General features: G+C 60.7%; 23 protein-coding genes and 1 pseudogene. 18 read left to right on the top strand and 6 right to left on the bottom strand.

The features are described 5' to 3' along the window. Window positions 1-67: 67 nt before the first annotated feature. Together mgrA and AB7M32_RS05900 are read right to left on the bottom strand one after the other, a co-directional pair. Window positions 68-1,105, bottom strand: a complete 1,038-nt coding sequence (mgrA, locus tag AB7M32_RS05905; RefSeq protein ID WP_454249356.1) for an L-glyceraldehyde 3-phosphate reductase — start codon at window positions 1,103-1,105, stop codon at window positions 68-70. A gap of 198 nt (window positions 1,106-1,303) precedes the next feature. Next, window positions 1,304-2,194, bottom strand: coding sequence for a LysR family transcriptional regulator (locus AB7M32_RS05900; protein ID WP_454249355.1), 891 nt, complete (start codon window positions 2,192-2,194; stop codon window positions 1,304-1,306). 130 nt (window positions 2,195-2,324) lie between these two features. On the opposite strand from AB7M32_RS05900, the gene AB7M32_RS05895 reads away from it, so the two are divergent. Then, complete coding sequence (locus AB7M32_RS05895) at window positions 2,325-3,065, top strand: SDR family oxidoreductase (protein WP_454249354.1); 741 nt, start codon at window positions 2,325-2,327, stop codon at window positions 3,063-3,065. 152 nt (window positions 3,066-3,217) lie between these two features. Here AB7M32_RS05895 and betT read toward each other — a convergent pair whose 3' ends face one another. Then, window positions 3,218-5,179, bottom strand: coding sequence for a choline transporter BetT (betT, locus tag AB7M32_RS05890; protein ID WP_454252103.1), 1,962 nt, complete (start codon window positions 5,177-5,179; stop codon window positions 3,218-3,220). Window positions 5,180-5,684: 505 nt separating this feature from the next. Here betT and AB7M32_RS05885 point away from each other — a divergent pair. The 12 genes and pseudogenes from AB7M32_RS05885 to AB7M32_RS05830 all read left to right on the top strand — a co-directional run bounded on the left by AB7M32_RS05885 (window position 5,685) and on the right by AB7M32_RS05830 (window position 18,062). Continuing rightward, window positions 5,685-6,683, top strand: a complete 999-nt coding sequence (locus tag AB7M32_RS05885) for a D-cysteine desulfhydrase (protein ID WP_454249353.1) — start codon at window positions 5,685-5,687, stop codon at window positions 6,681-6,683. A 299-nt stretch (window positions 6,684-6,982) separates the two neighbouring features. Next, window positions 6,983-7,783, top strand: a complete 801-nt coding sequence (gene tcyJ, locus AB7M32_RS05880; protein ID WP_454249352.1) for a cystine ABC transporter substrate-binding protein — start codon at window positions 6,983-6,985, stop codon at window positions 7,781-7,783. Continuing rightward, window positions 7,783-8,448, top strand: coding sequence for a cystine ABC transporter permease (gene tcyL, locus AB7M32_RS05875; protein WP_163006689.1), 666 nt, complete (start codon window positions 7,783-7,785; stop codon window positions 8,446-8,448). Before tcyJ ends, tcyL begins: the two co-directional genes overlap by 1 nt. A gap of 3 nt (window positions 8,449-8,451) precedes the next feature. Then, entirely contained in the window at window positions 8,452-9,213 is a 762-nt protein-coding gene (gene tcyN / locus AB7M32_RS05870) for an L-cystine ABC transporter ATP-binding protein TcyN (protein WP_072409216.1), read from the top strand. Window positions 9,214-9,715: 502 nt separating this feature from the next. Next, window positions 9,716-10,486, top strand: a pseudogene (locus AB7M32_RS05865) (hypothetical protein). A gap of 439 nt (window positions 10,487-10,925) precedes the next feature. Further along, the gene (locus tag AB7M32_RS05860; protein WP_454249351.1) at window positions 10,926-12,167 is read left to right on the top strand and encodes an SfnB family sulfur acquisition oxidoreductase; all 1,242 of its coding nucleotides are present in this window, start codon (window positions 10,926-10,928) and stop codon (window positions 12,165-12,167) included. 23 nt (window positions 12,168-12,190) lie between these two features. Beyond that, entirely contained in the window at window positions 12,191-13,384 is a 1,194-nt protein-coding gene (locus AB7M32_RS05855; protein ID WP_454249350.1) for an SfnB family sulfur acquisition oxidoreductase, read from the top strand. After that, the gene (locus tag AB7M32_RS05850; protein WP_454249349.1) at window positions 13,384-14,766 is read left to right on the top strand and encodes an LLM class flavin-dependent oxidoreductase; all 1,383 of its coding nucleotides are present in this window, start codon (window positions 13,384-13,386) and stop codon (window positions 14,764-14,766) included. The genes AB7M32_RS05855 and AB7M32_RS05850 overlap by 1 nt, the downstream gene beginning before the upstream one ends. Window positions 14,767-14,780: 14 nt before the next feature. Then, a complete protein-coding gene (locus AB7M32_RS05845; protein WP_454249348.1) occupies window positions 14,781-15,590 on the top strand; it encodes a MetQ/NlpA family ABC transporter substrate-binding protein in 810 nt (269 codons plus the stop codon). Between the two features lie 2 nt (window positions 15,591-15,592). Continuing rightward, the gene (locus AB7M32_RS05840) at window positions 15,593-16,717 is read left to right on the top strand and encodes a methionine ABC transporter ATP-binding protein (protein WP_454249347.1); all 1,125 of its coding nucleotides are present in this window, start codon (window positions 15,593-15,595) and stop codon (window positions 16,715-16,717) included. Next, window positions 16,707-17,351 (top strand): methionine ABC transporter permease, encoded by a 645-nt coding sequence (locus tag AB7M32_RS05835; protein ID WP_025211262.1) that lies wholly within the window; start codon window positions 16,707-16,709, stop codon window positions 17,349-17,351. The genes AB7M32_RS05840 and AB7M32_RS05835 overlap by 11 nt, the downstream gene beginning before the upstream one ends. 81 nt (window positions 17,352-17,432) lie before the next feature. Beyond that, entirely contained in the window at window positions 17,433-18,062 is a 630-nt protein-coding gene (locus AB7M32_RS05830) for a class I SAM-dependent methyltransferase (protein WP_454249346.1), read from the top strand. A gap of 160 nt (window positions 18,063-18,222) precedes the next feature. Here the strand turns inward: AB7M32_RS05830 and AB7M32_RS05825 are convergent, their stop codons facing one another. Next, window positions 18,223-18,789 (bottom strand): transporter substrate-binding domain-containing protein, encoded by a 567-nt coding sequence (locus tag AB7M32_RS05825; protein ID WP_454249345.1) that lies wholly within the window; start codon window positions 18,787-18,789, stop codon window positions 18,223-18,225. 133 nt (window positions 18,790-18,922) lie between these two features. Here AB7M32_RS05825 and AB7M32_RS05820 point away from each other — a divergent pair, with 133 nt between their 5' ends. Next, window positions 18,923-19,348 (top strand): DUF4399 domain-containing protein, encoded by a 426-nt coding sequence (locus AB7M32_RS05820; protein ID WP_454249344.1) that lies wholly within the window; start codon window positions 18,923-18,925, stop codon window positions 19,346-19,348. Window positions 19,349-19,538: 190 nt separating this feature from the next. On the opposite strand, the gene serA is transcribed toward AB7M32_RS05820, so the two are convergent. Further along, a complete protein-coding gene (gene serA / locus AB7M32_RS05815; RefSeq protein ID WP_072409233.1) occupies window positions 19,539-20,768 on the bottom strand; it encodes a phosphoglycerate dehydrogenase in 1,230 nt (409 codons plus the stop codon). A gap of 205 nt (window positions 20,769-20,973) precedes the next feature. Here serA and AB7M32_RS05810 point away from each other — a divergent pair, with 205 nt between their 5' ends. From AB7M32_RS05810 to AB7M32_RS05795, 4 genes are all read left to right on the top strand, one after another. Then, window positions 20,974-22,368 carry an FAD-binding oxidoreductase gene (locus AB7M32_RS05810; protein WP_158454428.1) on the top strand — a complete coding sequence of 465 codons (1,395 nt, stop codon included), beginning with the start codon at window positions 20,974-20,976 and terminating at the stop codon, window positions 22,366-22,368. 41 nt (window positions 22,369-22,409) lie between these two features. Beyond that, entirely contained in the window at window positions 22,410-23,075 is a 666-nt protein-coding gene (locus tag AB7M32_RS05805; protein WP_060739697.1) for a fumarylacetoacetate hydrolase family protein, read from the top strand. A 234-nt stretch (window positions 23,076-23,309) separates the two neighbouring features. Beyond that, complete coding sequence (locus AB7M32_RS05800) at window positions 23,310-24,239, top strand: SdiA-regulated domain-containing protein (protein ID WP_454249343.1); 930 nt, start codon at window positions 23,310-23,312, stop codon at window positions 24,237-24,239. 121 nt (window positions 24,240-24,360) lie between these two features. Continuing rightward, on the top strand, window positions 24,361-25,278 hold the full coding sequence (locus tag AB7M32_RS05795) for an SdiA-regulated domain-containing protein (protein ID WP_454249342.1): 918 nt from the start codon (window positions 24,361-24,363) through the stop codon (window positions 25,276-25,278). 172 nt (window positions 25,279-25,450) lie between these two features. Here AB7M32_RS05795 and rpiA read toward each other — a convergent pair whose 3' ends face one another. Continuing rightward, complete coding sequence (gene rpiA / locus AB7M32_RS05790) at window positions 25,451-26,122, bottom strand: ribose-5-phosphate isomerase RpiA (RefSeq protein WP_454249341.1); 672 nt, start codon at window positions 26,120-26,122, stop codon at window positions 25,451-25,453. Between the last annotated feature and the right edge of the window lie 26 nt (window positions 26,123-26,148).

Raw genomic sequence — 26,148 nt, 5'->3', positions numbered from 1 at the left:
GCTGAGCTGTTCCTGGGGCTGCTTCGCAGCCAGCGGGGATAAATCCCCTCGCCACAGGGGGTTTGGGTTATTCAGCTGACGAAGGCTTCTCCCAAAGATTGATGCCACCCTCCTGGGCAAATCGGTCGATCTCGGCCAGTTCTTCGGCGCTGAAGTTCAGGTTCTGCAAGGCTCCGACGTTCTCGATGATCTGCTCCGGCCGGCTGGCGCCGATCAGGGCCGAGGTGACCCGGGGATCGCGCAAGGTCCAGGCCAGGGCCATTTGCGCCAGGCTCTGGCCACGACGTTGGGCGATCTCATTGAGGGCGCGCACGTGGGCGAGGTTCTCCTGCGACAAATGCGCAGCCTGCAACGAGCCACCCCCCGGACGGTTAACCCGTGCATCCGCCGGAATGCCCTTCAGGTATTTGTCAGTCAGCAGGCCTTGGGCCAGTGGGGTGAAGGCAATCACACCGGTACCCAATTCGTCGGTGGCATCCAGCAGGTCTTTTTCCACCCAGCGATTTAGCAGGTTGTAGGCCGGCTGGTGGATCAGCAGTGGGACTTTCCATTCCTTGAGCAGCGCCGCCATTTCCCGGGTCTTCACCCCGGAATACGAGGAAATACCGATGTACAACGCCTTGCCCTGCTGCACCGCAGTGGCCAGTGCACTGGCGGTTTCTTCCAGTGGCGTATCGGGGTCGAAGCGGTGGGAATAGAAGATATCCACATAGTCCAGCCCCAGGCGTTGCAGGCTCTGGTCGAGGCTGGCCAGCACGTATTTGCGCGAGCCACCGCCCTGGCCGTAAGGCCCTGGCCACATGTCCCAACCGGCCTTGCTGGAGATGATCAACTCATCGCGGTACTGCTGGAAATCTTCGCGCAGCAACCGGCCGAAATTGATCTCGGCGCTGCCATAGGGCGGGCCGTAGTTGTTCGCCAGGTCGAAGTGGTTGATACCCAGGTCGAACGCCGTGCGCAGCAAGGCACGCTGGGTGTCGATGGGCGTACTGTCGCCAAAGTTGTGCCACAACCCCAGCGACAACGCCGGCAGCACCAGCCCGCTGCGACCGACGCGGCGGTAGGGAATGGACTCGTAGCGGTTTTGCGCAGCGGTGTAGGTCATCGAAAAAGCTCTCTGTTCGGACGGCTGATGGCAGAAGCTAACATTTCACAGACGCCTCGGTCAGGCCGAAAGTTCGCAATAGGGTGGGAGCGAGCTTGCTCGCGATAGCGGTGGATCAGCCAACGAAAATATCGACTGGCAAAGGCCTCATCGTGAGCAAGCTCGCTCCCACAGGGCCAACGATAACCACGGTCCCCATTAACGCGCCTGCGCAAACACCTCCGCCACCCAATCCACGAATACGCGAACCCGTGGCGACATGTGTCGGTTGTGGGGATAGAGCACCGACACCGGCATGGAGGGCGGTGGGGTGGCGGTGAGGACTTCCTGGATCAGGCCCTGCCGGATCGGTTCTTCCATTCGGTAATACGGGCATTGGATCAGACCCAGGCCGGCGATGGCCGAGGCGGCGTAGATCTCGGCGCCGGACACCGACAACGAGCCCCCGATCGGCACCTCCTTGAGTTCGCCATCGACCATGAACTCGAACGGATAGAGTTTGCCGGTGGTCCGCGAGACGTAATTCACCGCCCTGTGATGCTTCAAGTCATCGAGGCTCTTCGGCTCGCCATACTGACGCAAGTAACCGGGGCTGGCACAGGTGATCTGCCGAAGATTGGCGACACGCCGGCCAATCAATGATGAATCGGCCAGCGTACCGGAACGCAGCACGCAATCGACGCCCTCGGCAATCAGGTCGACGAAGCGATCCGCCTCGCTGATGAACAGTTCTACTTCGGGGTAGCGGGCCATGAATTGTGGCAACGCCGGAATCACGAAGTACCGGGCCTGGGTGCCATGCAGGTCCACCCTCAACTTGCCTTTGGGCGCCACACCGCGAAACGCCAATTCGGCCTCTTCAAGTTCCGCCAGCAAATGCACGCAGCGCGGGTAGTAGGCTTCGCCATCAAGGGTCGGGCGAACCTTGCGGGTGCTGCGCTCCAGTAAACGAATGCCCAGCCAGGCTTCGAATTGATTGAGCGTATGGGTCAGCGTGGCCCGTGGCATATTCAAGTCTTCAGCGGCCAGGGTGAAGCTGCTGCGCTCGTATATGCGGACAAATACCCTCATCGCCTTGACTTGGTCCATCTGAATCCTGCCCGCCGATTGTTGGAAAATATTGAACAGTCAAGGCAACTCTCGGACATTTATCGCCAAGAGTAAACATGTGAATCTGGCCTCAACGAATCACGACACTTCAACCTCAAAGGAACCTCACATGACTGTTCAAAATTCGAAAGTTGCCATCGTGACCGGCGCCTCCCGCGGCATCGGAGCAGAGATTGCCAAGCAATTGGCCAGCGAAGGTTTCGCCGTCGCCATCAACTACGCCAACAGCGCCACTGAAGCCTCGAAACTGGTGGTTCAACTGCGCCAGGCCGGTCACCAGGCCATAGCGATCAAGGCGGACGTGTCCTCTTCCGCCGATGTGCGGCGGATGTTCGACGAAACCGAAGCCCATCTGGGCAAGGTCGACGTGTTGATCAACAACGCCGGCATCCTCCAGGTAATGCCCCTGGCGCAACACAGCGATGAGCTGTTCGAGCAGACGTTCGCCATCAACACCCGTGGCACCTTCAACACCTTGCGCGAAGCCGCGACCCGCCTGAACGACGGAGGCCGGATCGTGAACTTTTCCAGCAGCACCGTAGGCCTGAACCTGCCCGGCTACTCGGTGTACATCGCCAGCAAGGCGGCGGTGGAGTCCTTGACCCAGGTATTCGCCAAGGAACTGCGCGGTCGCCAGATCACGGTCAATGCCGTGGCCCCCGGCCCGGTCGCCACCGAACTGTTCATGCACGGCAAGAGCGAAGAACAGGTGCAGCACTACGCCAAGATGCCGCCCCTGGAACGCCTCGGCCAGCCGCAGGACATTGCCAGCATCATCGCGTTCCTGGTGAGCCCGGCCGCCGGCTGGGTGAATGGGCAGGTCCTGCGGGCCAATGGCGGGCTTGTCTGAAGCTTCACCCGGCGGCGTCCGCCAAACCGCTATCGCGAGCAAGCTCGCTCCCACAAGGGAACCGGCAGCCCTCCAAGAAGGAATCACTTGCCCCTGTGGGAGCGAGCTTGCTCGCGATGAGGCCGGTAAAGATGGAAAACCTACTGCCTCGCTCAGCGCACCAAATGCAGGAACTGCAGGTGCCGCTCGTACTGGTCGAGGATGTCGTTGATGATTTGCTCCTTGGTGTAGCCCACCAGGTCGTAATCCTGGCTGCCTTCGCTCAAGTGCACCTCGGCACGGTAGTAGCGCCGGTTGTTGAGCTGCTTCGAGCCCATGCCGCCGCGGGCGAAGGACGGCGTGAAGTAGCCACGCATCTGCACCTGGTAAATGAACGGATGCTGCTCGCCGTGACCGATCTCCAGGCTGACGCTGTCGTTGGCCGGGTCGGGCTGGGTCACCACCGTCAGCCCCTTCTCGACGAACACCGCGGTCACTTCTTCAATGGCCGGGCGCACCGTGGTGTCGAGGAAACGGTACACCTCATCACGGGACGGAAAATGCACCGCCTGGCTCAAGCGCTGACGCCAGCCGCCCGTGCCCCGGCGCGATCCCGACACCGGCGCCAAGGAATGCAATTGCGCGATCTGCTTCTGGGACTCCAGGTAAAACGCCTTGTGCAGGCCCCACATCATCAACAGCAGAATCAGTGAGAACGGCAAGGACGTCAGCACCACCGCCGACTTCAAGGCATCGATGCTGCCGGAGAACAACAACGCACTGGTCACCAGGGCCGTCATCGCACCCCAGAACACCCGCAGCCATTTCGGCCCATCCTCATCGGGATTGCCGCCCTTGGCTGACAGCGTCGAAAGCACCACGGTGCCCGAGTCTGCGGACGTGACGAAGAACACAAAGCTGATGAACACGGTGACCGCGATGACAGTCTTGCTCCAGGGGTAGGTTTCCAGCAGCAAATAAAGGCTCATCGACGGGTTTTCCAGGGCGGACATGCCCAGGGCGCTCATGCCGTGGTTCAGCACCTGGTCGATGGCGCTGTTGCCGAAGATGGACATCCACGCCAGGGTGAAGCCCAGAGGAATCAGCAGCACGCCGAACACGAACTCACGAATGGTCCGACCGCGGGAAATCCGCGCGATGAACAGCCCCACGAACGGCGACCACGCGATCCACCAGGCCCAATAGAACACCGTCCAGCCGCCCAGCCAGTCGCTGGGTTTGTTGTAGGCGTACAGGTCGAAACTCTTCATCGGCAGGGCGCCGAGGTAATCGCCGATGTTCTGGATCAAGGTATTGAGCAAATGCTGGGTGGGCCCGGCGAACAGCACGAACAGCAGCAACGCACAGGCCAGCAGCATGTTGATGTCGGACATGACCCGCACGCCCTTGTCGACACCGGCCACCGCGACGAGGATTGCCGCGCCCATCATCAGCACGATCAAACCAACCTGAATCCACTGGGTGTGAGCAATGCCGAACAGGTAGTCGAGCCCGGAATTGAGGTGCAGCACACCAAAACCCATGTCCGCGCCAAGGCCGAACACCGTCGCGATAATGCCGAAGCCGTCCACCGCATAGCCGATGGGACCGTTGATGCGCTTGCCGATCAGCGGGTACAGCGCCGAACGCAGGGCCAGCGGCAAATTGTGCCGGTAGGCGAAGTACGCCAGGGCCATGCCGACGAACGCGAAGACGCCCCAGCCGTGCAGGCCCCAGTGCAAGAACAGGATCTGCATGGCCTGGCGCGCCGCCTCGGCGGTACCGGCCTCGCCCTGGGGCGGCTGCACCAAATGGGTCAGCGGCTCGGAGACGCAAAAGAAAAACAGCGTGATGCTGATGCCGGCGGCAAACAGCATGCCGGCCCAGGACAGATAGCTGAATTCGGGCTCGTCGTGGTCGGCACCGAGCTTGATCTTGCCGTAGCCGGACAAGGCGGTGACCACCACGAAGACCAGATACAGCGTCATCGCGAGCATGTAGTACCAGCCGACCGTATTGGCCGCCCAGTTCTGCGCCGCCAGCAGCCAGGCGCCGGCTTGCTCCGGCACGGCAATCACCACCAGGCCGAACAGCAGGATGAAGGTCGCGGCGAAGTAAAACACCGGCGGATTCATGCGGACCAGGCCGCTGGGTGGCAGGGACGAAGCACTCATGGGTGAGGCCCCCCGGGCAGCGAAACGGCGAGGGTCGAAAACGGACTCGGCAAAAGCAAGCCTCCTTATTGTGAGCGGGCAGCAAACCGACGGTTTAACTTGAATGAACGTTCAAGTTAAACATGAATAGGCAGCTAAGGACTAATCGCAGGGCTCAACGGCATGCTTCCTACGCTAGCCTACGGGAGGGTATGACGTTGCCTGGTGAGCATTCGTTCAGTGACTGAGCCATATACACAGCCCCCTGGGGGAGCGAGCTTGCTCGCGATGGCGGTATGTCAGTAAATACAGAGGCGAACTGAACCTCCGCTATCGCGAGCAAGCTCGCTCCCACAGGTTTTCGGCGCTCACACATCATTCGTGCCCCCAATCCCCCGCCGGTTTACTTCCAAACAAATGATTGCCGGTTGCCCACGAATATCCGCGTGCCTATAGTCCAGACATCGCCTACAACCAGTACGGACCCATGATCAAAGAACAGTTGTCTCGCTTTAACCGTCTCGACCTGCTCAGCCATCCGACACCGCTGGAAAAACTCGACCGCCTCTCCACCTGGCTCGACCGGGACATCTACATCAAGCGCGACGACCTGACGCCCCTGGCCTTGGGCGGCAACAAACTGCGCAAGCTCGAATACCTGGCCGCCGAGGCCGTCGCCCAAGGTGCCGATACCCTCATCACCGCCGGGGCGATCCAGTCCAATCACGTACGCCAAACCGCCGCCCTGGCCGCGAAGCTGGGCCTGGGTTGCGTGGCCTTGCTGGAAAACCCCATCGGCACCGAAGACAGCAATTACCTGGGCAACGGCAACCGATTGCTGCTGGAGCTGTTCGACGCCAAGGTCGAGCTAGTGGAAAACCTGGACAACGCCGATGAGCAATTGCAGGCCCTCGCCGGGCGTCTGCGCAGCAATGGGAAAAAGCCCTACCTGGTGCCGATTGGCGGTTCGAACGCCTTGGGCGCGCTGGGGTATGTGCGCGCCGGCCTTGAACTGACCGAGCAGATCAAGGACAGCGGAATCGAGTTCGCTGCCGTGGTACTGGCCTCGGGCAGTGCCGGGACCCACAGCGGCCTGGCGCTGGCGTTGAGTGAAAGCCTGCCGGCGCTTCCGGTCATTGGCGTCACCGTTTCCCGCAGCGAGGAGGACCAGTTTCCGAAGGTCCAAGGCCTGGCCGAGCGCACGGCAGCGTTGCTCGAAGTCGCCCTTCCGGAAGCGTTCAAAGTGATCCTGTGGGACGAATATTTCGCCCCCCGCTACGGCGAACCGAACGCCGGAACACTGGCGGCGGTCAAGCTGCTGGCCAGCCTGGAAGGCCTGTTGCTCGATCCGGTCTACACCGGCAAGGCCATGGCCGGCCTGCTCGATGGCATTGGCCGCGACCGTTTCGACCAAGGCCCGATCATCTTCTTGCACACCGGCGGCGCGCCGGCGTTGTTTGCCTATGACAGTCTTCTGAAGATGTAGGAAACCCTCAATGTGGGAGCGAGCTTGCTCGCGATGAGGGCGTGTCAGCTAATTGGAATGGGCTGATCCACTGCTATCGCGAGCAAGCTCGCTCCCACAGGGGTCATTCCAAACAGGCATATATGGTTGATTTAATATTATTTTCCAATCTATAAAAGCCAACTTATAGTCTCGCCGCAGGCGCATTTGCCGCGAGACGCCCAGCCTGCTTTAAGGCAGGATGTGGCAATCTTTTCGGATCGCGGCTACGCCTTATCTCAGCCAAAATATCTCTTCATAAGAAAACACAGGGGCTTGTCATGAATTTTTCCGCATTACGTCGCAACCTGTTGGTGGGTTCGCTGGGCCTGGCATTGAGCGCCGGGCTGCTGGGGCAAGCGGTTGCCGGTGAGCAACTGCAGAAAATCAAGGATGCCGGTGAAATCAAGATCGGCCTGGAAGGCACTTATCCACCGTTCAGCTTCGTTGATGACAGCGGCAAACTGACCGGCTTCGAAGTGGAGTTCTCCGAAGCCCTGGCCAAGGAACTGGGTGTGAAGGTCAAGCTGCAGACGACCCCATGGGCCGGCATCCTCGCGGCGTTGGAATCCAAGCGCCTGGACGCAGTGGTCAATCAGGTGACCATCTCCGAGGAACGTAAGAAAAAGTACGACTTCTCCGAGCCGTACACCGTTTCCGGGATTCAAGCACTGGTACTGACCAAGAAAGCCGACGAGTTGAACATCAAGAAGGCCGCTGACCTGGACGGAAAAAAAGTCGGCGTGGGCTTGGGCACCAACTACGAGCAATGGGTAAAAGCTGAAGTACCGGGCGCCCAAGTCAAAACCTATGATGACGACCCCACCAAGTTCCAGGACCTGCGCGTCGGCCGTATCGATACCATCCTGATCGACCGCCTGGCCGCACTGGAATACGCCAAGAAAGCCAAGGACACCACCGTTACCAGCGAAGCCTTCTCCCGCCAGGAAGCCGGTATCGCCCTGCGCAAAGGCGAGCCTGAGCTGTTGGCAGCCGTGAACAAGGCCATCGAGAAACTGCGCGCCGACGGTACGCTGAAAGAGCTTTCGGAAAAATACTTCAGCGCTGACGTCACGAAATAATGGAAGCAGCTCTTCAACTCGCACTGGACTCCGCGCCCTTTTTGCTCAAGGGCGCGTACTACACGGTCATCCTCAGCCTGGGCGGCATGTTTTTCGGCTTGCTGCTGGGCTTCGGCCTGGCGCTGATGCGCCTGTCGCGCTTCAAGCTGGTGAACTGGATCGCCCGCATCTACGTGTCGTTCTTTCGTGGCACGCCGTTGCTGGTGCAGTTGTTCGTGATCTATTACGGGTTGCCGCAACTGGGCATCGAGCTGGATCCGCTGCCAGCGGCCCTGATCGGTTTCTCGTTGAACATGGCCGCCTATGCGTGTGAAATCCTGCGGGCCGCCATCAGCTCCATCGAGCGCGGCCAGTGGGAAGCGGCGGCGAGTATCGGCATGACCCGCGCCCAGACCCTGCGCCGGGCCATCCTGCCGCAAGCCGCACGCACGGCCCTGCCACCGCTGGGCAACAGCTTCATTTCCCTGGTCAAGGACACCGCGCTGGCGGCGACCATCCAGGTGCCGGAGCTGTTCCGCCAGGCGCAGTTGATCACCGCGCGAACCTTCGAAATCTTCACCATGTACCTTGCCGCCGCGCTGATCTATTGGGTTCTTGCCACCGTGCTCTCGCACCTGCAGAACGTCCTGGAAGCCCGGGTCAATCGGCATGACCAGGAGTCCTGACCCATGATTGTCGTGGAAAAACTGACAAAGCAGTTCAAGGGTCAGGTGGTGCTCAACGGCATCGACCTGAAGATCGAAGAAGGCGAGGTGGTTGCGATCATCGGCCCCAGCGGCTCGGGCAAGACAACGTTCCTGCGCTGCCTGAACTTCCTCGAAGAGCCTACCAGTGGCCGGATCAAGGTCGGCGACATCGAGATCGATGGCAGCCGCCCACTGAACCAGCAACAAGGCCTGGTGCGCCGTTTGCGCCAGCAGGTGGGCTTCGTGTTCCAGAACTTCAACCTGTTTCCCCATCGCACCGCCTTGGAAAATGTCACCGAAGGCCCGCAGGTGGTGAAGAAAATTCCCCGCGCCGACGCCGAGGCCTTGGGACGCAAGCTGTTGGCCAAGGTCGGGCTGGCCGGCAAGGAAAACGCCTACCCACGGCGCCTTTCCGGCGGCCAGCAACAACGCGTGGCGATTGCCCGGGCGTTGGCGATGGAGCCGGCGGTGATCCTGTTCGACGAGCCGACCTCGGCCCTCGATCCGGAGCTGGTGGGCGAGGTCCTGGCAACCATTCGCGGCCTGGCCGAAGAAAAGCGCACCATGGTCATCGTGACCCACGAAATGGGCTTCGCCCGGGACGTGGCCAACCGTGTGGTGTTTTTCGACAAAGGCGTGATCGTCGAACAAGGCGAAGCCAAGGCCTTGTTTGCAGCACCCAAGGAAGAGCGCACGCGACAGTTCCTCAGCAAGTTCCTCTCCGCCGGACACGGCGACCAGTAAGTCAGTGTTATCACTTCCAGGGATGGAAGTGAGACCGCTGCACAACTAACACGACATCGCGATCTTTATCCGAACGACATAACTTGCAACTTACATCTACTAAAATCCTCCGACTCCCATATCGCAAGTAACCCATATAACTCTCGCAACACTTATCCTCCGCGCGCCTCATAAACTTAGTTGTCAGACGCGGCTTCTAGCCTTTTTCAAAAAAACCAAAGAGTCTAGGAAATTGGCCTGCAGCGCTGCGCATTCTTAACATACACACGTAGGATGTTTCTGAAGCCTTTCACAACGAGTTATTAAGCAACCGGCTCTATTGACACTGAAACTGTAGAGCCCTTATCTAGTGCCCGACAGGCGACGCACCGTATTTTAGTTTGCGCAGTGACTAAGCGCAGACAGCCCCTATGGCTACACCCATAACAAATATATCGCGATGGTCCATCGCTTTTTGATCTTCCCGAAACGGACTTAGTTTTCAAGCATCAAGGAGAACACCATGACATGTAAGTCGAAGAGTCCTGAACTGGCCGCCCCTACACTGGCCAACGCCCACCCTACTGGCATCAATATCGCCAACGCCGCTCACTTGGAAGTAGCCATTGCCCCTTACCCCGGCATGGACGCCGGTGACCTGATCGAACTGTTCTGGGACAACTGCTACGTCGGCTCGCGCGTGTTGTCGCAGGCCGATGCACTGGGCAACATCACGATGCGGGTCCCGGAGAGCTTCATCGTCAATGGGACCTCGCGCATCCATTATCGGGTGATGCAGGTCGGACGCGGGCCGGCGCTGTCGGCCAAGCAATAGGTGCGGGTGAAGCTCGATTGTCCCGGCGGCCAACCGTTGGCCCTGAGCGGCGATGAAAACCAGGGCTTGGCGCCAGTGCGCATTCCCACCACCATCCGGCGCCACGGGGTGAACCCGAACCAGATCAAGCGCGGCGTACCGCTGACCATCGAACCCTACCTGAACATGGCCGTCGGCGATGCCGTGACCCTGCGCTGGGGCGATGTGCGCATGGACCTGCCTGCCCTCACCGTCAGCGAGGTCGGCCAGCCGATCAATATCTGGGTCCCGCCGCAGATCATCCTGGAGGCGGGAGAAGACCTGCGCCTGGAAGTGACCTACTGCATCCTCGACCTCGTGGGCAACAACTCTCACTGGGCACCGCCACGGACGTTGAAGATCGGTTGCGTCAATCCGTACCTGAGCACTTCACCGAAACCGGCGCTCATGGCTGCCGAAACGCGCCGCCGACAGCCTTGATGCAAACAGTTATGCGGCAAGCCTGCTTCTGTGGCGAGGGAGCTTGCTCCCGTTGGGCCTGTAGGAGCTGTCGAGCGGAGCGAGGCTGCGATCTTTCCCCTGCCGCTTGAGTCCCAAGCGAAAGATCAAAAGATCGCAGCCTTCGGCAGCTCCTACAGCGCAGCCCAAGCGGGAGCAAGCACCCTCGTCACAAAAAGCTGCTTCATCCTGGGGAGCATACGGGCTTCAATTTAAAACCAACCTATCAATATTCCTAAAAGTTAGTTTGAAAAAAATTTATACGCGCTTAGGGTATATAGACCGGACCACCGGACATTCTTGATTTTTGCTCGCCGCCTTCATCGCGGCGTTTCTTGAGATGTGAGGTGGGTATGGAACGGAACACAATCGCCCCAGTGCAGTATGCCAAGGCACTGCCCGCAGCCACGGAGTGGCTGTAATGTCGGATTTGGCGCAAGCAAAGGTCCAGAGCGACCTGGACATCGCACCACTGCTGTTGCCCGCACAGGTGTTGCGCAACGATGCCGAGGCGATCAAAGCCGCCCATGAGCTGGCACAGATCGCCCGTCAGCAAGCCGCACGTCGTGACCAGCAACGCAAGCTGCCTTGGGCGGAAATCGAGCAATTCACCCGCAGCGGACTGGGCAGCATTGCCGTTCCCCGGGCCTACGGTGGCCCGCAGGTTTCGTTCGTCACCCTGGCCGACGTGTTCGCAATCATTTCCGCCGCCGACCCGGCCCTGGGACAGATCCCCCAGAACCAGTTCGGCGTGCTCCAGCTGATTCTCGGTACCGGTACCGAGCGGCAGAAAAAAATCCTGTTGCAGAGCGTGCTCGAAGGCTGGCGCATCGGCAATGCCGGGCCCGAACGTGGCACTCGCAACACCCTTGAACTCAAGGCGCGGATCACCGCCGACGGTGACGGCTTCGTCATCAATGGCCAGAAGTTCTATTCCACTGGCGCACTGTTCGCCCACTGGGTCGCGGTCAAGGCACTGAATGACGAGGGCCGGCAAGTGCTGGCGTTCGTGCGGCGCGGCACCCCTGGCCTGCGGATCGTCGACGATTGGTCGGGCTTCGGCCAGCGCACCACGGCCAGCGGCACCGTGCTGCTGAACAACGTGCGAGTGGATGCCGAACTGGTATTGGAAAACTGGCGCATCAACGAAACGCCCGGCGTGCAAGGGGCGATTTCCCAACTGATCCAGGCCGCCATCGATGCGGGCATTGCTCGTGGCGCCATCGACGATGCCATCGCCTTCGTGCGCGAACGGGCCCGGCCCTGGATCGACGCCAAGGTCGACCGGGCCAGTGATGACCTCTACGTGATCGCCGACATCGGCAAGCTGAAAATCGAGTTGCACGCCGCCGAAGCATTGCTGCGCAAGGCCGGACAAGTATTGGACCAAGTCAGTGCCGCCCCCATCACCGCGCAATCGTCCGCCCGCGCTTCGATTGCCGTGGCCGAAGCCAAGGCACTCACCACCGAGATCGCCCTGCAAGCCAGCGAAAAACTGTTCGAGCTAGCCGGCAGCCGCGCCACCCTCGCCGAATTCAATCTTGATCGCCACTGGCGCAACGCACGGGTCCACACCCTGCACGACCCGGTGCGCTGGAAGTATCACGCGGTAGGCGCCTACCACCTGAACGGCACCTTGCCGGCCCGGCATTCCTGGATCTGACGACCCGACCTCTGGAGCAGTACATGACGTTTTCTCAACACGTCGCGGTGATCACCAGCGATGAACAAGCCCTGATCGTGGCCAGTGACCTGGCCGATGACTTCAAGCGCGACAGTGCCCTGCGCGACCGCGAGCGGCGCCTGCCGTACCCGGAGCTGGAGGCCTTCTCCCGTTCTGGCCTGTGGGGCATCAGTGTACCCAAGGCCTATGGTGGCGCCGGTGTGTCCAACGTCACCCTGGCCAAAGTCATTGCGCTGATTTCCCAGGCCGACGGCTCGCTGGGGCAGATCCCGCAAAATCATTTCTACGCCCTGGAGGTATTGCGGGTAAACGGCACTGAAGCGCAAAAACAACGCCTGTACGCAGAGGTGCTCGCCGGGCAGCGTTTTGGTAACGCCCTGGCAGAACTTGGCACCAAGACCGCCCATGACCGCACCACCCAACTGCGCCGCGACGGCGAGGGTTATCGCATCAACGGCCGCAAGTTCTACGCCACGGGGGCGATCTACGCCCAGCGCATCCCCACCTCGGTGGTGGATGAAAACGGCGTGCAACAACTGGCATTCGTCCCTCGCGACAGCAAAGGCCTGACGGTGATCGACGACTGGAGCGGTTTCGGCCAGCGCACCACGGGCAGTGGTTCGGTGGTGTTTGAAAACGTGCATGTCGCCGCCGACGACATCGTTCCCTTCCAAAGTGCTTTCGAACGTCCCACACCGGTGGGGCCACTGGCGCAGATTCTTCACGCGGCCATCGACACCGGCATCGCCCGCGCCGCCTATGAAGACGCCTTGCATTTTGTCCGCACTAAAACCCGTCCCTGGATCGATGCCACCAGCGACGTCGCCACCGAAGACCCGCACACCCTCAAGAGTTTCGGCCAACTGAGCATCCGCCTGCATGCCGCCGAAGCCCTGTTGGAACGCGCCGGTGAATTCCTCGACCGGGCCCAGGCCGACACCCGGGCCGACACGGTCGCCGCCGCCTCGATTGCCGTGGCCGAAGCTCGCGCCATCAGCACCGAAATATCCCTGGCCGCCAGCAGCACGTTGTTCGAATTGGCCGGCAGCCAGGCGACCCTGGCCGAACATGGCCTCGACCGTCACTGGCGCAACGCACGGGTGCACACCCTGCATGACCCGGTGCGCTGGAAATACCACGCCGTGGGCAACTTCTACCTCAACGACGAAAAACCGCCGCTGCGGGGGACCATCTGATGGCGGCCGGCAAGAAAAAGATCCTGCTCAATGCGTTCAACATGAATTGCATCGGGCACATCAACCATGGCCTGTGGACTCATCCCCAGGACACGTCGACTCAGTTCAACACCCTCGAATACTGGACCGCCCTGGCGCAATTGCTCGAGCGAGGATTGTTCGACGGGCTATTCATCGCCGACATCGTCGGGGTCTATGACGTGTATCAACAGTCGGTGGACGTCACGCTCAAGGAGTCGATCCAACTGCCGGTCAATGACCCATTGCTGCTGGTCTCCGCGATGGCCGCCGTGACCAAAAACCTGGGCTTCGGCCTCACCGCCAACCTGACCTACGAACCGCCCTACCTGTTTGCCCGACGCATGAGCACCCTCGACCACCTGAGTCGTGGCCGGGTCGGCTGGAACATCGTCACCGGCTACCTGGACAGCGCCGCCAAGGCCATGGGCCTGACGGCGCAAGTCGAGCATGACCGCCGCTACGACCAGGCCGATGAATACCTGCAAGTGCTCTACAAACTGTGGGAGGGCAGCTGGGAAAACGACGCCGTGCTCAACGACCGCGAGCAGCGGATCTATGCCCAACCGGAGAAAGTGCACAAGGTCCGCCACCAGGGCGAGTTCTACCAGGTCGAGGGCTATCACCTGTGCGAACCGTCGCCCCAACGCACCCCGGTGCTGTTCCAGGCCGGCAGTTCCGAGCGTGGCTTGCTGTTCGCCGGGCGGCACGCCGAGTGCGTGTTCATCAGTGGCCAGAACAAACCGGCGACCAAGGCCCAGGTGGACAAGGTCCGCACCAGCGCCGTCGAAGCCGGGCGCAACCCCGAGGACATCAAGGTATTCATGGGCCTGAACGTGATCGTCGGCGAGACCGAGGCGGCCGCCTGGGCCAAGCATGCCGAATACCTGGGCTACGCCAGCGCCGAGGCCGGGGTGGCGCATTTTTCCGCGTCGACGGGGATCGATTTTTCCCAGTACGAACTGGACGAGCCGATCCAGTACGTGAAGAGCAACGCCATCCAGTCGGCCACCAAGACCCTGCAGAACAACGACTGGACCCGGCGCAAATTGCTGGAGCAACACGCCCTGGGCGGTCGCTACATCACCTTGGTCGGCTCGCCCGAACAGGTGGCCGATGAGCTGGAGTCGTGGATTGCCGAAACCGGCCTAGATGGCTTCAACCTGACTCGCATCGTGACGCCGCAAAGCTACGTGGACTTCATCGACCTGGTGATCCCCGAGTTGCAGCGACGCGGCTCGTACAAGATCGAATACGACACCGGCACCCTGCGGGAAAAGCTGTTCCGCGCAGAGGCCCATTTGCCCGAACAACACACCGGTTCGACCTACCGTCAAAAAGCCCATGGCTCAATTAATCAATGACTGGAATAACCGACATGACCACGCAACTCCTGACCCTGCCAGTCAAAGCACTGGCCCTGGCCCTCGGCCTGTTCAGTTCGGCGCTGTTTGCCGCCGACGCCCCGTTGAAGATCGGCACCACCGCCGCGTTCGCCATTCCCCTGGAAGCAGCGGCCGAAGAAGCCGGCAAGCAAGGCCTGAAGGTCGAACTGGTGGAGTTCAGCGACTGGATCGCGCCCAACGTCAGCCTGGCTTCCGGTGACATCGACGTGAATTACTTCCAGCACATCCCGTTCCTGGAAAACGCCAAGGCCGCCGCCGGGTTCGACCTGGTGCCCTTTGCGCCGGGGATCATCAACAACGTCGGCCTCTATTCGAAAAAATACAAAAGCTTCGACGAACTGCCCGAAGGCGCCAGCGTCGCCATTGCCAACGACCCGATCAACAGCGGTCGCGGCCTGCAGCTGCTGGCCAAGGCCGGGCTGATCAGCCTCAAGCCGGGCGTCGGCTACAAGGCCACCGAAGACGACATCGTCGCCAATCCCAAGCAGCTCAAGATCCTGCAAGTCGAAGCCGTGCAACTGGTGCGCGCCTATGAAGACGCCGATCTGGTGCAGGGCTATCCGGCCTACATCCGCCTGGCCAAGACCTTCGATGCCAGCTCGGCCTTGCTGTTCGACGGCCTCGATCACAAGGAATACGTGATTCAGTTCGTGATCCAGCCCAAGAGCCAGAACGATCCACGGCTGATCAAGTTCGTCGACATCTATCAGCACTCGCCAGTCGTGCGCGCCGCCCTGGACAAGGCCCACGGCAAGCTCTACCAGGCCGGCTGGGAAGGTTGATCATGAACGCCGTCAACGCTCGACTCAGAGATGAAGCCCCCGCGCCCCAGCGTGCCGAACACACCGAACTGCATCCGGAGCTGAACCGTGCCCATGTGCGGTTTATCGGCCTGGGCAAGACCTACAACGGCAGCCAGGGTCCGGTGACAGCACTGCAAGGCATCGACCTGGCGATCCAGCGCGGCGAAGTGTTCGGCATCATCGGCCGCAGCGGTGCCGGCAAGTCTTCGCTGATCCGCACCATCAACCGGCTCGAACAACCCACCAGTGGCCGGGTGTTGATCGACCGGGTGGACATCGGCGAGTTCGATGAAGACCGCCTGGTGGAGCTGCGTCGGCGCATCGGCATGATCTTCCAGCACTTCAACCTGATGTCGGCCAAGACCGTGTGGCAGAACGTCGAACTGCCGCTCAAAGTCGCCGGCGTGCCCAAGGAGCAGCGCCAGCGCAAAGTCCGCGAGCTGTTGGAACTGGTGGGTCTGCACGGCAAGCACAAGGCCTACCCGGCGCAGCTTTCGGGCGGGCAGAAGCAGCGGGTCGGGATTGCCCGCGCCCTGGTGCATGACCCGCAGATCCTGCTGTGCGACGAGGCCACCTCGGCCCTGGACCCGGAGACCACCCAGTCGATCCTCGGCCTGCTGCGCGAGATCAACCAGCGGCTGGGCCTGACCATCGTCTTGATCACCCATGAAATGGCGGTGATTCGCGAAGTCTGCGACCGGGTGGTGGTGCTGGAGCAAGGGAGGATCGTCGAGCAGGGACCGGTCTGGGAAGTCTTCGGCAACCCGCAACACGAGGTCAGTCGGACGCTGCTGGCGCCGTTGCAACATGCCATCCCGGAAGAACTGCAAAGTCGCTTGCAGACGCTGCCGGCCTCGGCGGACGCGGCTACGGTGCTGCGCCTGCAATTCACCGGCATAGATCGCGATGAGCCGGATCTTGCCGCCTTGTTCAGCGCCCTCGGTGGGCGGGTGCGCTTGCTGCACGGCGGCATCGAACGGATTCAGGGCCACGGGCTGGGGCAATTGCTGCTGGCCGTGAGCGGTTCGTCTTGGGGCGCCGAGGAACTGCGTCAACGGGCGGGCAATTGGGCGCAACGGGTGGAGGTGCTGGGTTATGTGGTTTGATCGGTTGTTGCAGGGTTTCATCGACACGTTCCTGATGGTCGGCGTGTCGTCGTTGATCGCGTTGCTGGCGGGCATACCGCTGGCGGTGATCCTGGTCACCAGCGGCAAGGGCGGGATCTATGAAGCGCCGGCCTTGAACCGGGCCCTGGGCGCGTTCGTGAACCTGTTCCGCTCGATACCGTTCCTGATTCTGATGGTGGCGCTGATTCCGTTCACCCGGCTGATCGTCGGTACCACCTATGGCGTGTGGGCCGCAGTCGTACCGCTGACCATCGCCGCCACGCCGTTCTTCGCCCGTATCGCCGAAGTGAGCCTGCGGGAAGTCGACCATGGCCTGATCGAAGCGGCCCAGGCCATGGGTTGCCGCCGCTGGCACATCGTCTGGCATGTGCTGCTGCCCGAAGCCCTGCCGGGCATCGTCGGCGGCTTTACGATCACCTTGGTGACCATGATCAACTCCTCGGCCATGGCCGGGGCGATCGGGGCCGGTGGCCTGGGCGACATTGCCTACCGCTATGGCTACCAGCGTTTCGACAGCCAGATCATGCTCACGGTGATCGTGTTGCTGGTGGCGTTGGTGGCGGTGATTCAACTGGGTGGGGACCGATTGGCGCGGGGCTTGAACAAGCGTTAGGCCGCGTTGGCTAATGCCAATGGGGGCGTGAGTCTGCTTGCGGTATAGTCGGCTGACGCTCCTTACCCAAGTCCCCGAACCATGAAACACACGCCCGAAGACCTGCAGACCATCACCGCCACGACCCTGGGCCATTACAACGCGGTCGCCGACAGCTTCCGCGAAGGCACTCGCGATCACGACGTCAGTCAGAATATCGACGCGTTGCTGCGGCACATTCAGGCCAAGGCACCCCTGCACATCCTGGACTTCGGCTGCGGCCCCGGACGAGACCTGCGAACGTTCACCGCCATGGGCCACGTGGCGGTGGGCCTCGATGGCTCGGCGGAATTTGCCCGGATGGCGCGCCAGGACAGCGGATGCGAAGTGTGGCAGCAGGACTTTTTGAAACTCGACCTGCCGGCTGAACGCTTTGACGGGATCTTCGCCAACGCCGTGCTGTTTCATATCCCGGTCCAGGAACTGCCTCGGGTGCTGAAACAACTGCATGCCACGCTCAAGCCCGGGGGTGTGCTGTTCAGCTCCAACCCTCGGGGCGACAATCAGGAAGGCTGGAATGGCCAGCGCTTTGGCGCTTATCACGACCTCGCGGCCTGGCGCACGCTGCTCAGCGAGGCAGGTTTTGTGGAGCTGGAGCATTACTACCGGCCGGCGGGACTGCCACGGGAGCAACAACCCTGGTTGGCGAGTGTCTGGCGTAGGCCTGCTTAGGATTTCAGGGCGCCATCGCGAGCAAGCTCGCTCCCACACTCGATCAGTTGTGAACTCATGCTCGGTGAACACCGCAGCTCCACTGTGGGAGCGAGCTTGCCCGCGATAGCGGTCCAACAGTCAACGAAGCTTGATGGCTTGCCTCATCGCCTGGAAGCTTTCATTCCTGTTTCTTCAGCCACTTCTGCGACAACTGCTCCAACCTCCCGTCATCCTTGATACGTGTCAGAGCATTATCCAGGCTGGCCTTGAACGCCGGGTTGCCCTTCTGGAACGGAATCACCAGGCTCGGTGGCGGGCCGCTCTTCTCTTCCGGCTGGAACGACTGCGTCATGACCAACGGACGCAGCGGCTCCTCCTTGCTCGCCAGCAGTTGTGCATCCGGACGGCTGTAAGCGGCACTGAGGTCGAAACGTTCCGCCAGTTCCGGGGTCAGTGCTATGTGGTTGATGGCAACGTCGTACTTGCCACTCTCCACACCGGACAGTAGATCCCCGGCATCGGTGACCACGAAATCGGGCCGTACATCGAGTTCCGCCGCGAGCATTTCACCCAGTTCCACTTCGAAGCCGGTGAGTTTGCCGTCTTCCTTGAAGTTGAAGGGCGCGGTGTTGGCCTCGAGGGCAATGCGCAGTTCGCCACGGTCATTGATGTCATCGATCAGTTCGGCATGAGCCAGGGGGCTCAAAAGGGGTAGCAGGCAAATCAGGCCAGGCAGAAAACGCATGGTCACTCCTTTGTATTTATACAAGCGACGCTCGTTTCAGGCTCGCTTTGCTATGGTTGTTGCAGGCTTCGACAACGATTGGTCATGAAGTTGTGATGGCCAGGCGGATTTCATGGAAAAACTGGAGAAAAAAATGAAAAGCTTTATGTCTCGTGCCGCGTTGGCCGGTCTGTTATTGGGTGCATCGATGCTGGCAAGCGCCGCGACACCGGCACCTAAAGGTGCTGAAGTGTTCATCGTTTCCCCGGAAGACGGCGCGACGGTCGCCCAGGAATTCACGGTCAAGTTCGGCGTCAAGGGCATTGCCCTGGCCCCCGCCGGCGATGTGACCAAGAACACGGGCCATCATCATTTGCTGATCGATGTCGACAAGTTGCCTGCGGCAGGCGCACCGATTCCAAACGACGCCAACCACATGCACTTCGGCAACGCACAGACCCAGGCCACCATCAAACTGGCCCCGGGCAAGCACACCTTGCAATTGATCCTGGGCGATAGCGGCCACATGCCATTCGAGCCATCGATCGTGTCCAAGAAAATCACTGTCAACGTGAAATAACGCATGACTGGCTGACACAACACAACCCGGTGGGAGCGAGCTTGCTCGCGATAGCGGTGTGTCAGTGGAGAGATCGGCCAACTGGACCGACGCTATCGCGAGCAAGCTCGCTCCCACAGGTTATGTGCTCGACAAAAAAACGGGAGCCCCTTGCGAGGCTCCCGTTTTTTTTACTGCAAAGCCAGCCTGCTTAGAACAACACGCGGCAACGAATCGTGCCCTTGATGTGCTGCAACTTCTCTTGCGCCAGATCCGAGTATTCGGCGTCGACGTCGATCACGACGTAGCCGACTTTCTCGTTGGTCTGCAGGAACTGACCGGAAATGTTGATGCCGTTTTCGGCGAAGACCTTGTTGATCTCGCTCATCACACCCGGGATGTTCTCGTGGATGTGCAGCAGGCGATGCTTGCCAGGGTGTGCCGGCAGAGCCACTTCCGGGAAGTTCACCGACGATACCGACGTACCGTTGTCGCTGTACTTGACCAGTTTCTCCGCCACTTCCAGACCGATGTTGGCTTGGGCTTCAGCGGTGGAACCGCCGATGTGCGGGGTCAGGATCACGTTGTCCAGGCCACGCAGCGGGCTTTCGAAGATGTCGTCGTTGGAGCGTGGCTCCACCGGGAACACGTCGATGGCCGCGCCGATCAGGTGCTTGTCCTTGATCGCGTCGGCCAGGGCGTCGAGCTTGACCACGGTGCCACGCGCGGCGTTGATCAGGATCCCGCCCTTCTTGATGGCACGGATTTCCTTCTCGCCGATCATCCACTGGGTGGCGGCGGTTTCCGGCACGTGCAGGGTCACGATGTCGGACATGCCCAGCAGCTCGTGCAAGTCGTTGACCTGGGTGGCGTTGCCCAGGGGCAGCTTGGTCACGGTATCGTAGAAGAACACCTGCATGCCCAGGCCTTCAGCCAGTACCGACAACTGCGTGCCGATCGAGCCGTAGCCGACGATACCCAGCTTTTTGCCGCGGATTTCGAAGGAGTTGGCCGCGCTCTTGATCCAGCCACCACGGTGGCAGGAAGCGTTCTTCTCAGGGATGCCACGCAGCAGCAGGATCGCTTCGGCCAGTACCAGTTCGGCGACGGAACGGGTGTTGGAGTACGGCGCGTTGAACACCGCAATACCGCGCTCGCGAGCCGCGTTGAGGTCAACCTGGTTGGTGCCGATGCAGAAGCAGCCGACCGCCACCAGTTTCTTGGCGTGGTCGAAGATCTCTTCAGTCAGTTGAGTACGGGAGCGAATGCCGATGAAGTGAGCATCGGCGATCTTTTCCTTGAGCTGGGCTTCCGGCAGAGAACTGGTGATGTACTCGATGCTGGTGTAACCCGCCGACTTGAGGACGTCGACAGCCGATTGGTGGACGCCTTCGAGAAGAAGGAACTTGATCTTGCTCTTATCGAGAGAAGTCTTGCTCATCTGCGTAAACCTGTGTCCCGGAGAAAAATGGCAGGGAATCGGACAGCGCATGCTGGCCCGACCGGCGTGACAGCCGTCGCCGCAGAACAGCCGTTGGGCACTACGCTGCGGGGTCGGTATGCTAGCATACGCACCCCGCTAAACACTCATTCCTGCGACGTGAAGCGTTCTCAGGATGACCATGAATTGTTCGAGAGTTCTGTCGATGACCCATCCTGCCGTGATAGATGAGCTGAAGACCCTGGTTGAGCCTGGCAAGGTCCTGACCGATGCCGACTCCCTGAACGCTTACGGCAAGGATTGGACCAAGCACTTCGCCCCGGCGCCTTCGGCCATTGTCTTTCCCAAGACCACCGAACAGGTCCAGGCCATCGTGCGCTGGGCCAATGCGCACAAAATCGCGCTGGTGCCATCGGGCGGGCGCACGGGGCTGTCCGCCGCGGCCGTGGCGGCCAACGGCGAAGTCGTGGTGTCGTTCGACTATATGAACCAGATTCTCGACGTGAACCTGACCGATCGTACTGCCGTGTGCCAGCCTGGCGTGGTCACCGAACAGCTGCAGAACAAGGCCGAGGAACACGGCTTGTACTACCCGGTGGACTTCGCCTCGGCAGGTTCCAGCCAGATTGGCGGCAATATCGGCACCAATGCCGGCGGTATCAAGGTCATTCGCTACGGCATGACCCGCAACTGGGTGGCGGGCATGAAGGTCGTCACCGGCAAGGGCGACCTGCTGGAGCTGAACAAGGACCTGATCAAGAACGCCACCGGCTACGACTTGCGACAGCTGTTCATCGGCGCCGAGGGCACCCTGGGTTTTGTGGTCGAGGCCACCATGCGCCTGGACCGTGCGCCGAAAAACCTCACCGCCATGGTGCTCGGCACCCCGGACTTCGACTCGATCATGCCGGTGCTGCACGCTTTCCAAGGCAAGCTGGACCTGACCGCCTTCGAATTCTTCTCCGACAAGGCCCTGGCCAAGGTCCTCGGTCGTGGCGACGTTCCGGCGCCGTTCGAAACCGACTGCCCGTTCTACGCCCTGCTGGAATTCGAAGCCACCACCGAGGAAGTCGCCAACCACGCCCTGGAAACCTTCGAGCACTGCGTGGAGCAGGGCTGGGTGCTGGACGGCGTGATGAGCCAGAGCGAAACCCAACTGCAGAACCTGTGGAAGCTGCGCGAGTACATCTCCGAAACCATTTCCCACTGGACGCCGTACAAGAACGACATTTCGGTGACCGTCTCGAAAGTCCCGGCCTTCTTGCGGGAAATCGACGCGATCGTCGGCGAGCACTACCCGGATTTCGAAATTGTCTGGTTCGGTCACATCGGCGACGGCAACCTGCACTTGAACATCCTCAAGCCGGAAAACCTCGGCAAGGATGAGTTCTTCGCCAAGTGCGCGACCGTGAACAAATGGGTCTTTGAAACCGTCGAGAAATATAACGGCTCGATTTCCGCCGAACATGGCGTGGGCATGACCAAGCGCGACTACCTGACCTATAGTCGTTCGCCGGTAGAAATCGAATACATGAAAGCCGTGAAAGCTGTCTTCGACCCGAACGGCATCATGAACCCGGGCAAGATTTTCGCGATTTGATACCTAAAACACCTGATGAACCCCAGAAGCAGGAGTCGGTAATGAGCTATCAGCACCAGTATGTCGACGGTACACGTATTCATTTCCCGGTGGGGAAAGTGGTGTGCATTGGCCGTAACTACGCCGAACATGCAAAGGAACTGGACAACCCGGTACCCACCGAACCCTTGCTGTTCATCAAGCCGGGCAGTTGCGTGGTGCCACTGGAAGGCGGCTTCAGCATTCCCGCCGACCGTGGCTCGGTGCACTACGAGGCGGAAATCGCCGTACTGATCGGCAAGCCGCTGTCCACCAAGCCCAGCGCTGAAGAAGTACTGGACGCAATCTCCGGCTTCGCCCCGGCCCTGGACCTGACCCTGCGGGACAAACAGGCCGAGCTCAAGGCCAAGGGCCTGCCTTGGGAGGTTGCCAAGTCCTTTGACGGCGCGGCGGTGATCGCCCCATTTGTTTCGAACGCCACGTTCGCCGACCTGACCGACATTCCCGTGCGCCTGACCATCAACGGTGAAGTACGCCAGGACGGCAACAGCAGCCTGATGCTCAACCCCATCGTGCCGATGATCCAATACATGGCCGGTTGCTTCTCGCTGCAGGCCGGCGACGTGATCCTCACCGGCACCCCGGCGGGCGTCGGGCCGCTGAATGCGGGCGATGAACTGATCCTGGAACTGCCAGGGACGAGCCGCTTCGAAAGCAGCGTTCGCTAACGGCCAACCTTTGCCCCCCGTGTGGGAGCGAGCTTGCTCGCGATAGCGGTGTGTCAGCCAACATCCGACGTTGAAGGTGATGGCCTCATCGCGAGCAAGCTCGCTCCCACAGGGTATACATGGCGCATCTGCGATCATTTACCGTTTTTTTCACATGCCATCCGGATAATTCCGGGGAATGCGGCATCTGAGCCAGCCACTCCCCTAGCCGAATTTTCTGGAACGCATTCCCCGATGGCCAAAACCCAAGCACTGTCTGCCAAACCTGCCCGCCGCTCGCGCTTCGCCCTGCCCTGGTATGCCTGGTCGCTGCTGGCGGTGGCCGCAGCCTATGGCCTGGCGGTTGCGATGCATTGGGACGACCGCGGCCTGCTTTGGTTATCGGAGCACTTCCAGAGCCCGGCCCAGCGCCAGGAAAGCATCTGGTTGCCGGACTACCACGCCGTGATCGACGCCAAGCCGCTACCGGGCATGGAGAAGGACGAGGCGTCCGATGTGGCCTACAACCCACAAACCAAGACCTTGTTCGCGGTCATGGGCAAGAACCCGTTCCTGGTGGAACTGACCCTGCAAGGCGACGTGCTGCGCAAGATGCCTTTGGTGGGCTGGAACAACCCCGAAGGCGTGACCTACATGACCAATGGCCTGCTGGCGATTACCGACGAGCGTAATCACATGCTGTCGATCGTCCAGGTGGATGCCAACACCCGCGAACTGAACAGCACTGACTTTCCTCACTATGATCTGGGCACCTCGCAGAACCAGAACAAAGGGTTCGAAGCGATCGCCTGGGACCCGCGCAACCAGCAACTGGTGCTCGGCGAAGAACGCCCGCCGGCATTGTTCACCTGGAAAAGCGATGGCAGCCAACTGCTCAAGGGCGACAAGCAGATCCATGTCAGCAATGAACTGGACCTGCGCAACCTCTCGGCATTGGCGATCGACCCGCGCACCGGCCATACGCTGGTCCTTTCGGCCGACTCCCATCTGCTGCTGGAACTGGACGAAAAAGGCGAGCAAGTCAGCTTCATGACCTTGCTGGGTGGCTTCAACGGCCTGAAAGACACGATCCCTCGCGCCGAAGGTGTCACCGTCGACGATGCCGGTAACCTGTACATAGTCAGCGAGCCGAATCTGTTCTATCGTCTCGAAAAACAGCGCTGACAGGACTAACTTTGTAAGATAAGTTCCCTTTCGTTGTAGGGTGTGGCACACCGCCATTAAGCTTCAGTTCAGGCAGCCGTGGTATTTCCACTCACCTGTTCTCATCCGAGCCCACCCCAACATGCGTCGACTCGCCCGTCCCAAACCCTTGATTCTGATATTGCTGACGCTGACGCTGATCTGCCTGATCGCCGCCGGCCAGTATCTGCGCCTGTTCGAACGCGCCTGGTTCAACCTCCACACCTATTGGAAACCCGTCAGCGAAGAGACCATCGCCCTGGACCAATACCGCGTCACGGTCGAAGCCCAGGTGATCGACGGGCTGGACGATGACGTTTCCGCGCTGACGTTCGATCCGGTCCGCAAGAGCCTGTTCACCGTGACCAATAAAAACGCAGAGCTGATCGAGCTGTCCCTGGACGGCAAGATTTTGCGGCGCATCGCCCTGATCGGCTTTGGCGATCCAGAGGCGGTGGAATTCATCAGCGAAGACACTTACGTCATCACCGATGAGCGCCAGCAGCGCCTGATCAAGATTCACCTGGAGGACGACACCCAATTCCTCGACGCCGCCGACGCCGAGCAAATGACCCTCGGCGTGCACATGAGCGGCAACAAGGGGTTCGAAGGGCTGGCGTACGATTCGGTGGGCAAACGCCTGTTCGTGGCGAAGGAACGCGATCCGATGCTGATTTATGAAGTGCATGGGTTTCCCCATCACAATCCGGAAAAGTCCTACGCGGTCCATGTGATCAACAACCCCAAGCGCGATGCCGGGCTGTTCGTGCGCGACCTTTCAAGCCTGCAATACGACGAACGCAGCGGCCACTTGCTGGCGCTGTCCGATGAGTCGCGGCTGATTATCGAATTGGACATCGACGGCCGGCCGTTGAGCACGCTGTCGTTGAGCAAGGGTGCCCAGGGCCTGCAAAAAACCGTGCCCCAGGCCGAAGGCCTGGCCATGGACGACGATGGAAACCTGTACCTGGTGAGCGAGCCGAATCTGTTCTATGTGTTCAAGAAGCCACAGCCTGATTGAAGAAATCAAAAATCCTGTGGCGAGGGGATTTATCCCCGCCGGGCTGCGTAGCAGCCCCCAAAAGCAATGAACTCAATCTATCTGGCACACCGATTATTCAGGTTTCAGGGCTGCTTCGCAGCCCAACGGGGATAAATCCCCTCGCCACAAGAGTGCCAGTCACAACATCGGATCAAGCCTTGAGGGTCTTCACCCCTTCAGCGGTTCCCAGCAACAGCACATCCGCCGGACGCGCCGCGAACAAACCATTGGTGACCACGCCAACGATGGCGTTGATCTGGCTTTCCAGCTCCACCGGGTTGGTGATCTGCAGGTTGTGCACATCCAGGATGATATTGCCGTTATCGGTGAGCACGCCTTCGCGGTATACCGGGTCGCCGCCCAGCTTCACCAGTTGCCGGGCCACGTGGCTGCGGGCCATGGGAATGACTTCCACTGGCAATGGGAACGCGCCGAGCACGGGCACCAGTTTGCTGGCATCGGCAATGCAGATGAAGGTCTTGGCCACCGCCGCGACGATCTTCTCGCGGGTCAAGGCCGCGCCGCCGCCCTTGATCAGGTTCAGGTGCGCGTCGCTTTCGTCGGCGCCGTCGATGTAGAACTCCAGGTCGCTGACGGTGTTGAGCTCGTAGACCGGGATCCCGTGGCCCTTGAGCCGCGCGGCAGTCGCTTCGGAGCTGGCGACAGCGCCGTCGAAGGCGCCCTTGTGTTGCGCCAGCGCATCGATGAAGCAATTGGCCGTGGAGCCGGTGCCGACCCCGACGACGCTCTTGTCATCCAGTTTCGGGAGGATGAGGTCGACGGCGGCCTTGGCCACGGCCTGTTTGAGTTGATCCTGGGTCATGCGGGCTCCGAAGGTGCCGAGAGGGA

This window comes from Pseudomonas sp. R151218B TE3479, from assembly GCF_053629195.1.
Note: the sequence above shows the minus strand (reverse complement) of the source record. Positions and strands in the feature narration are given on the sequence as shown.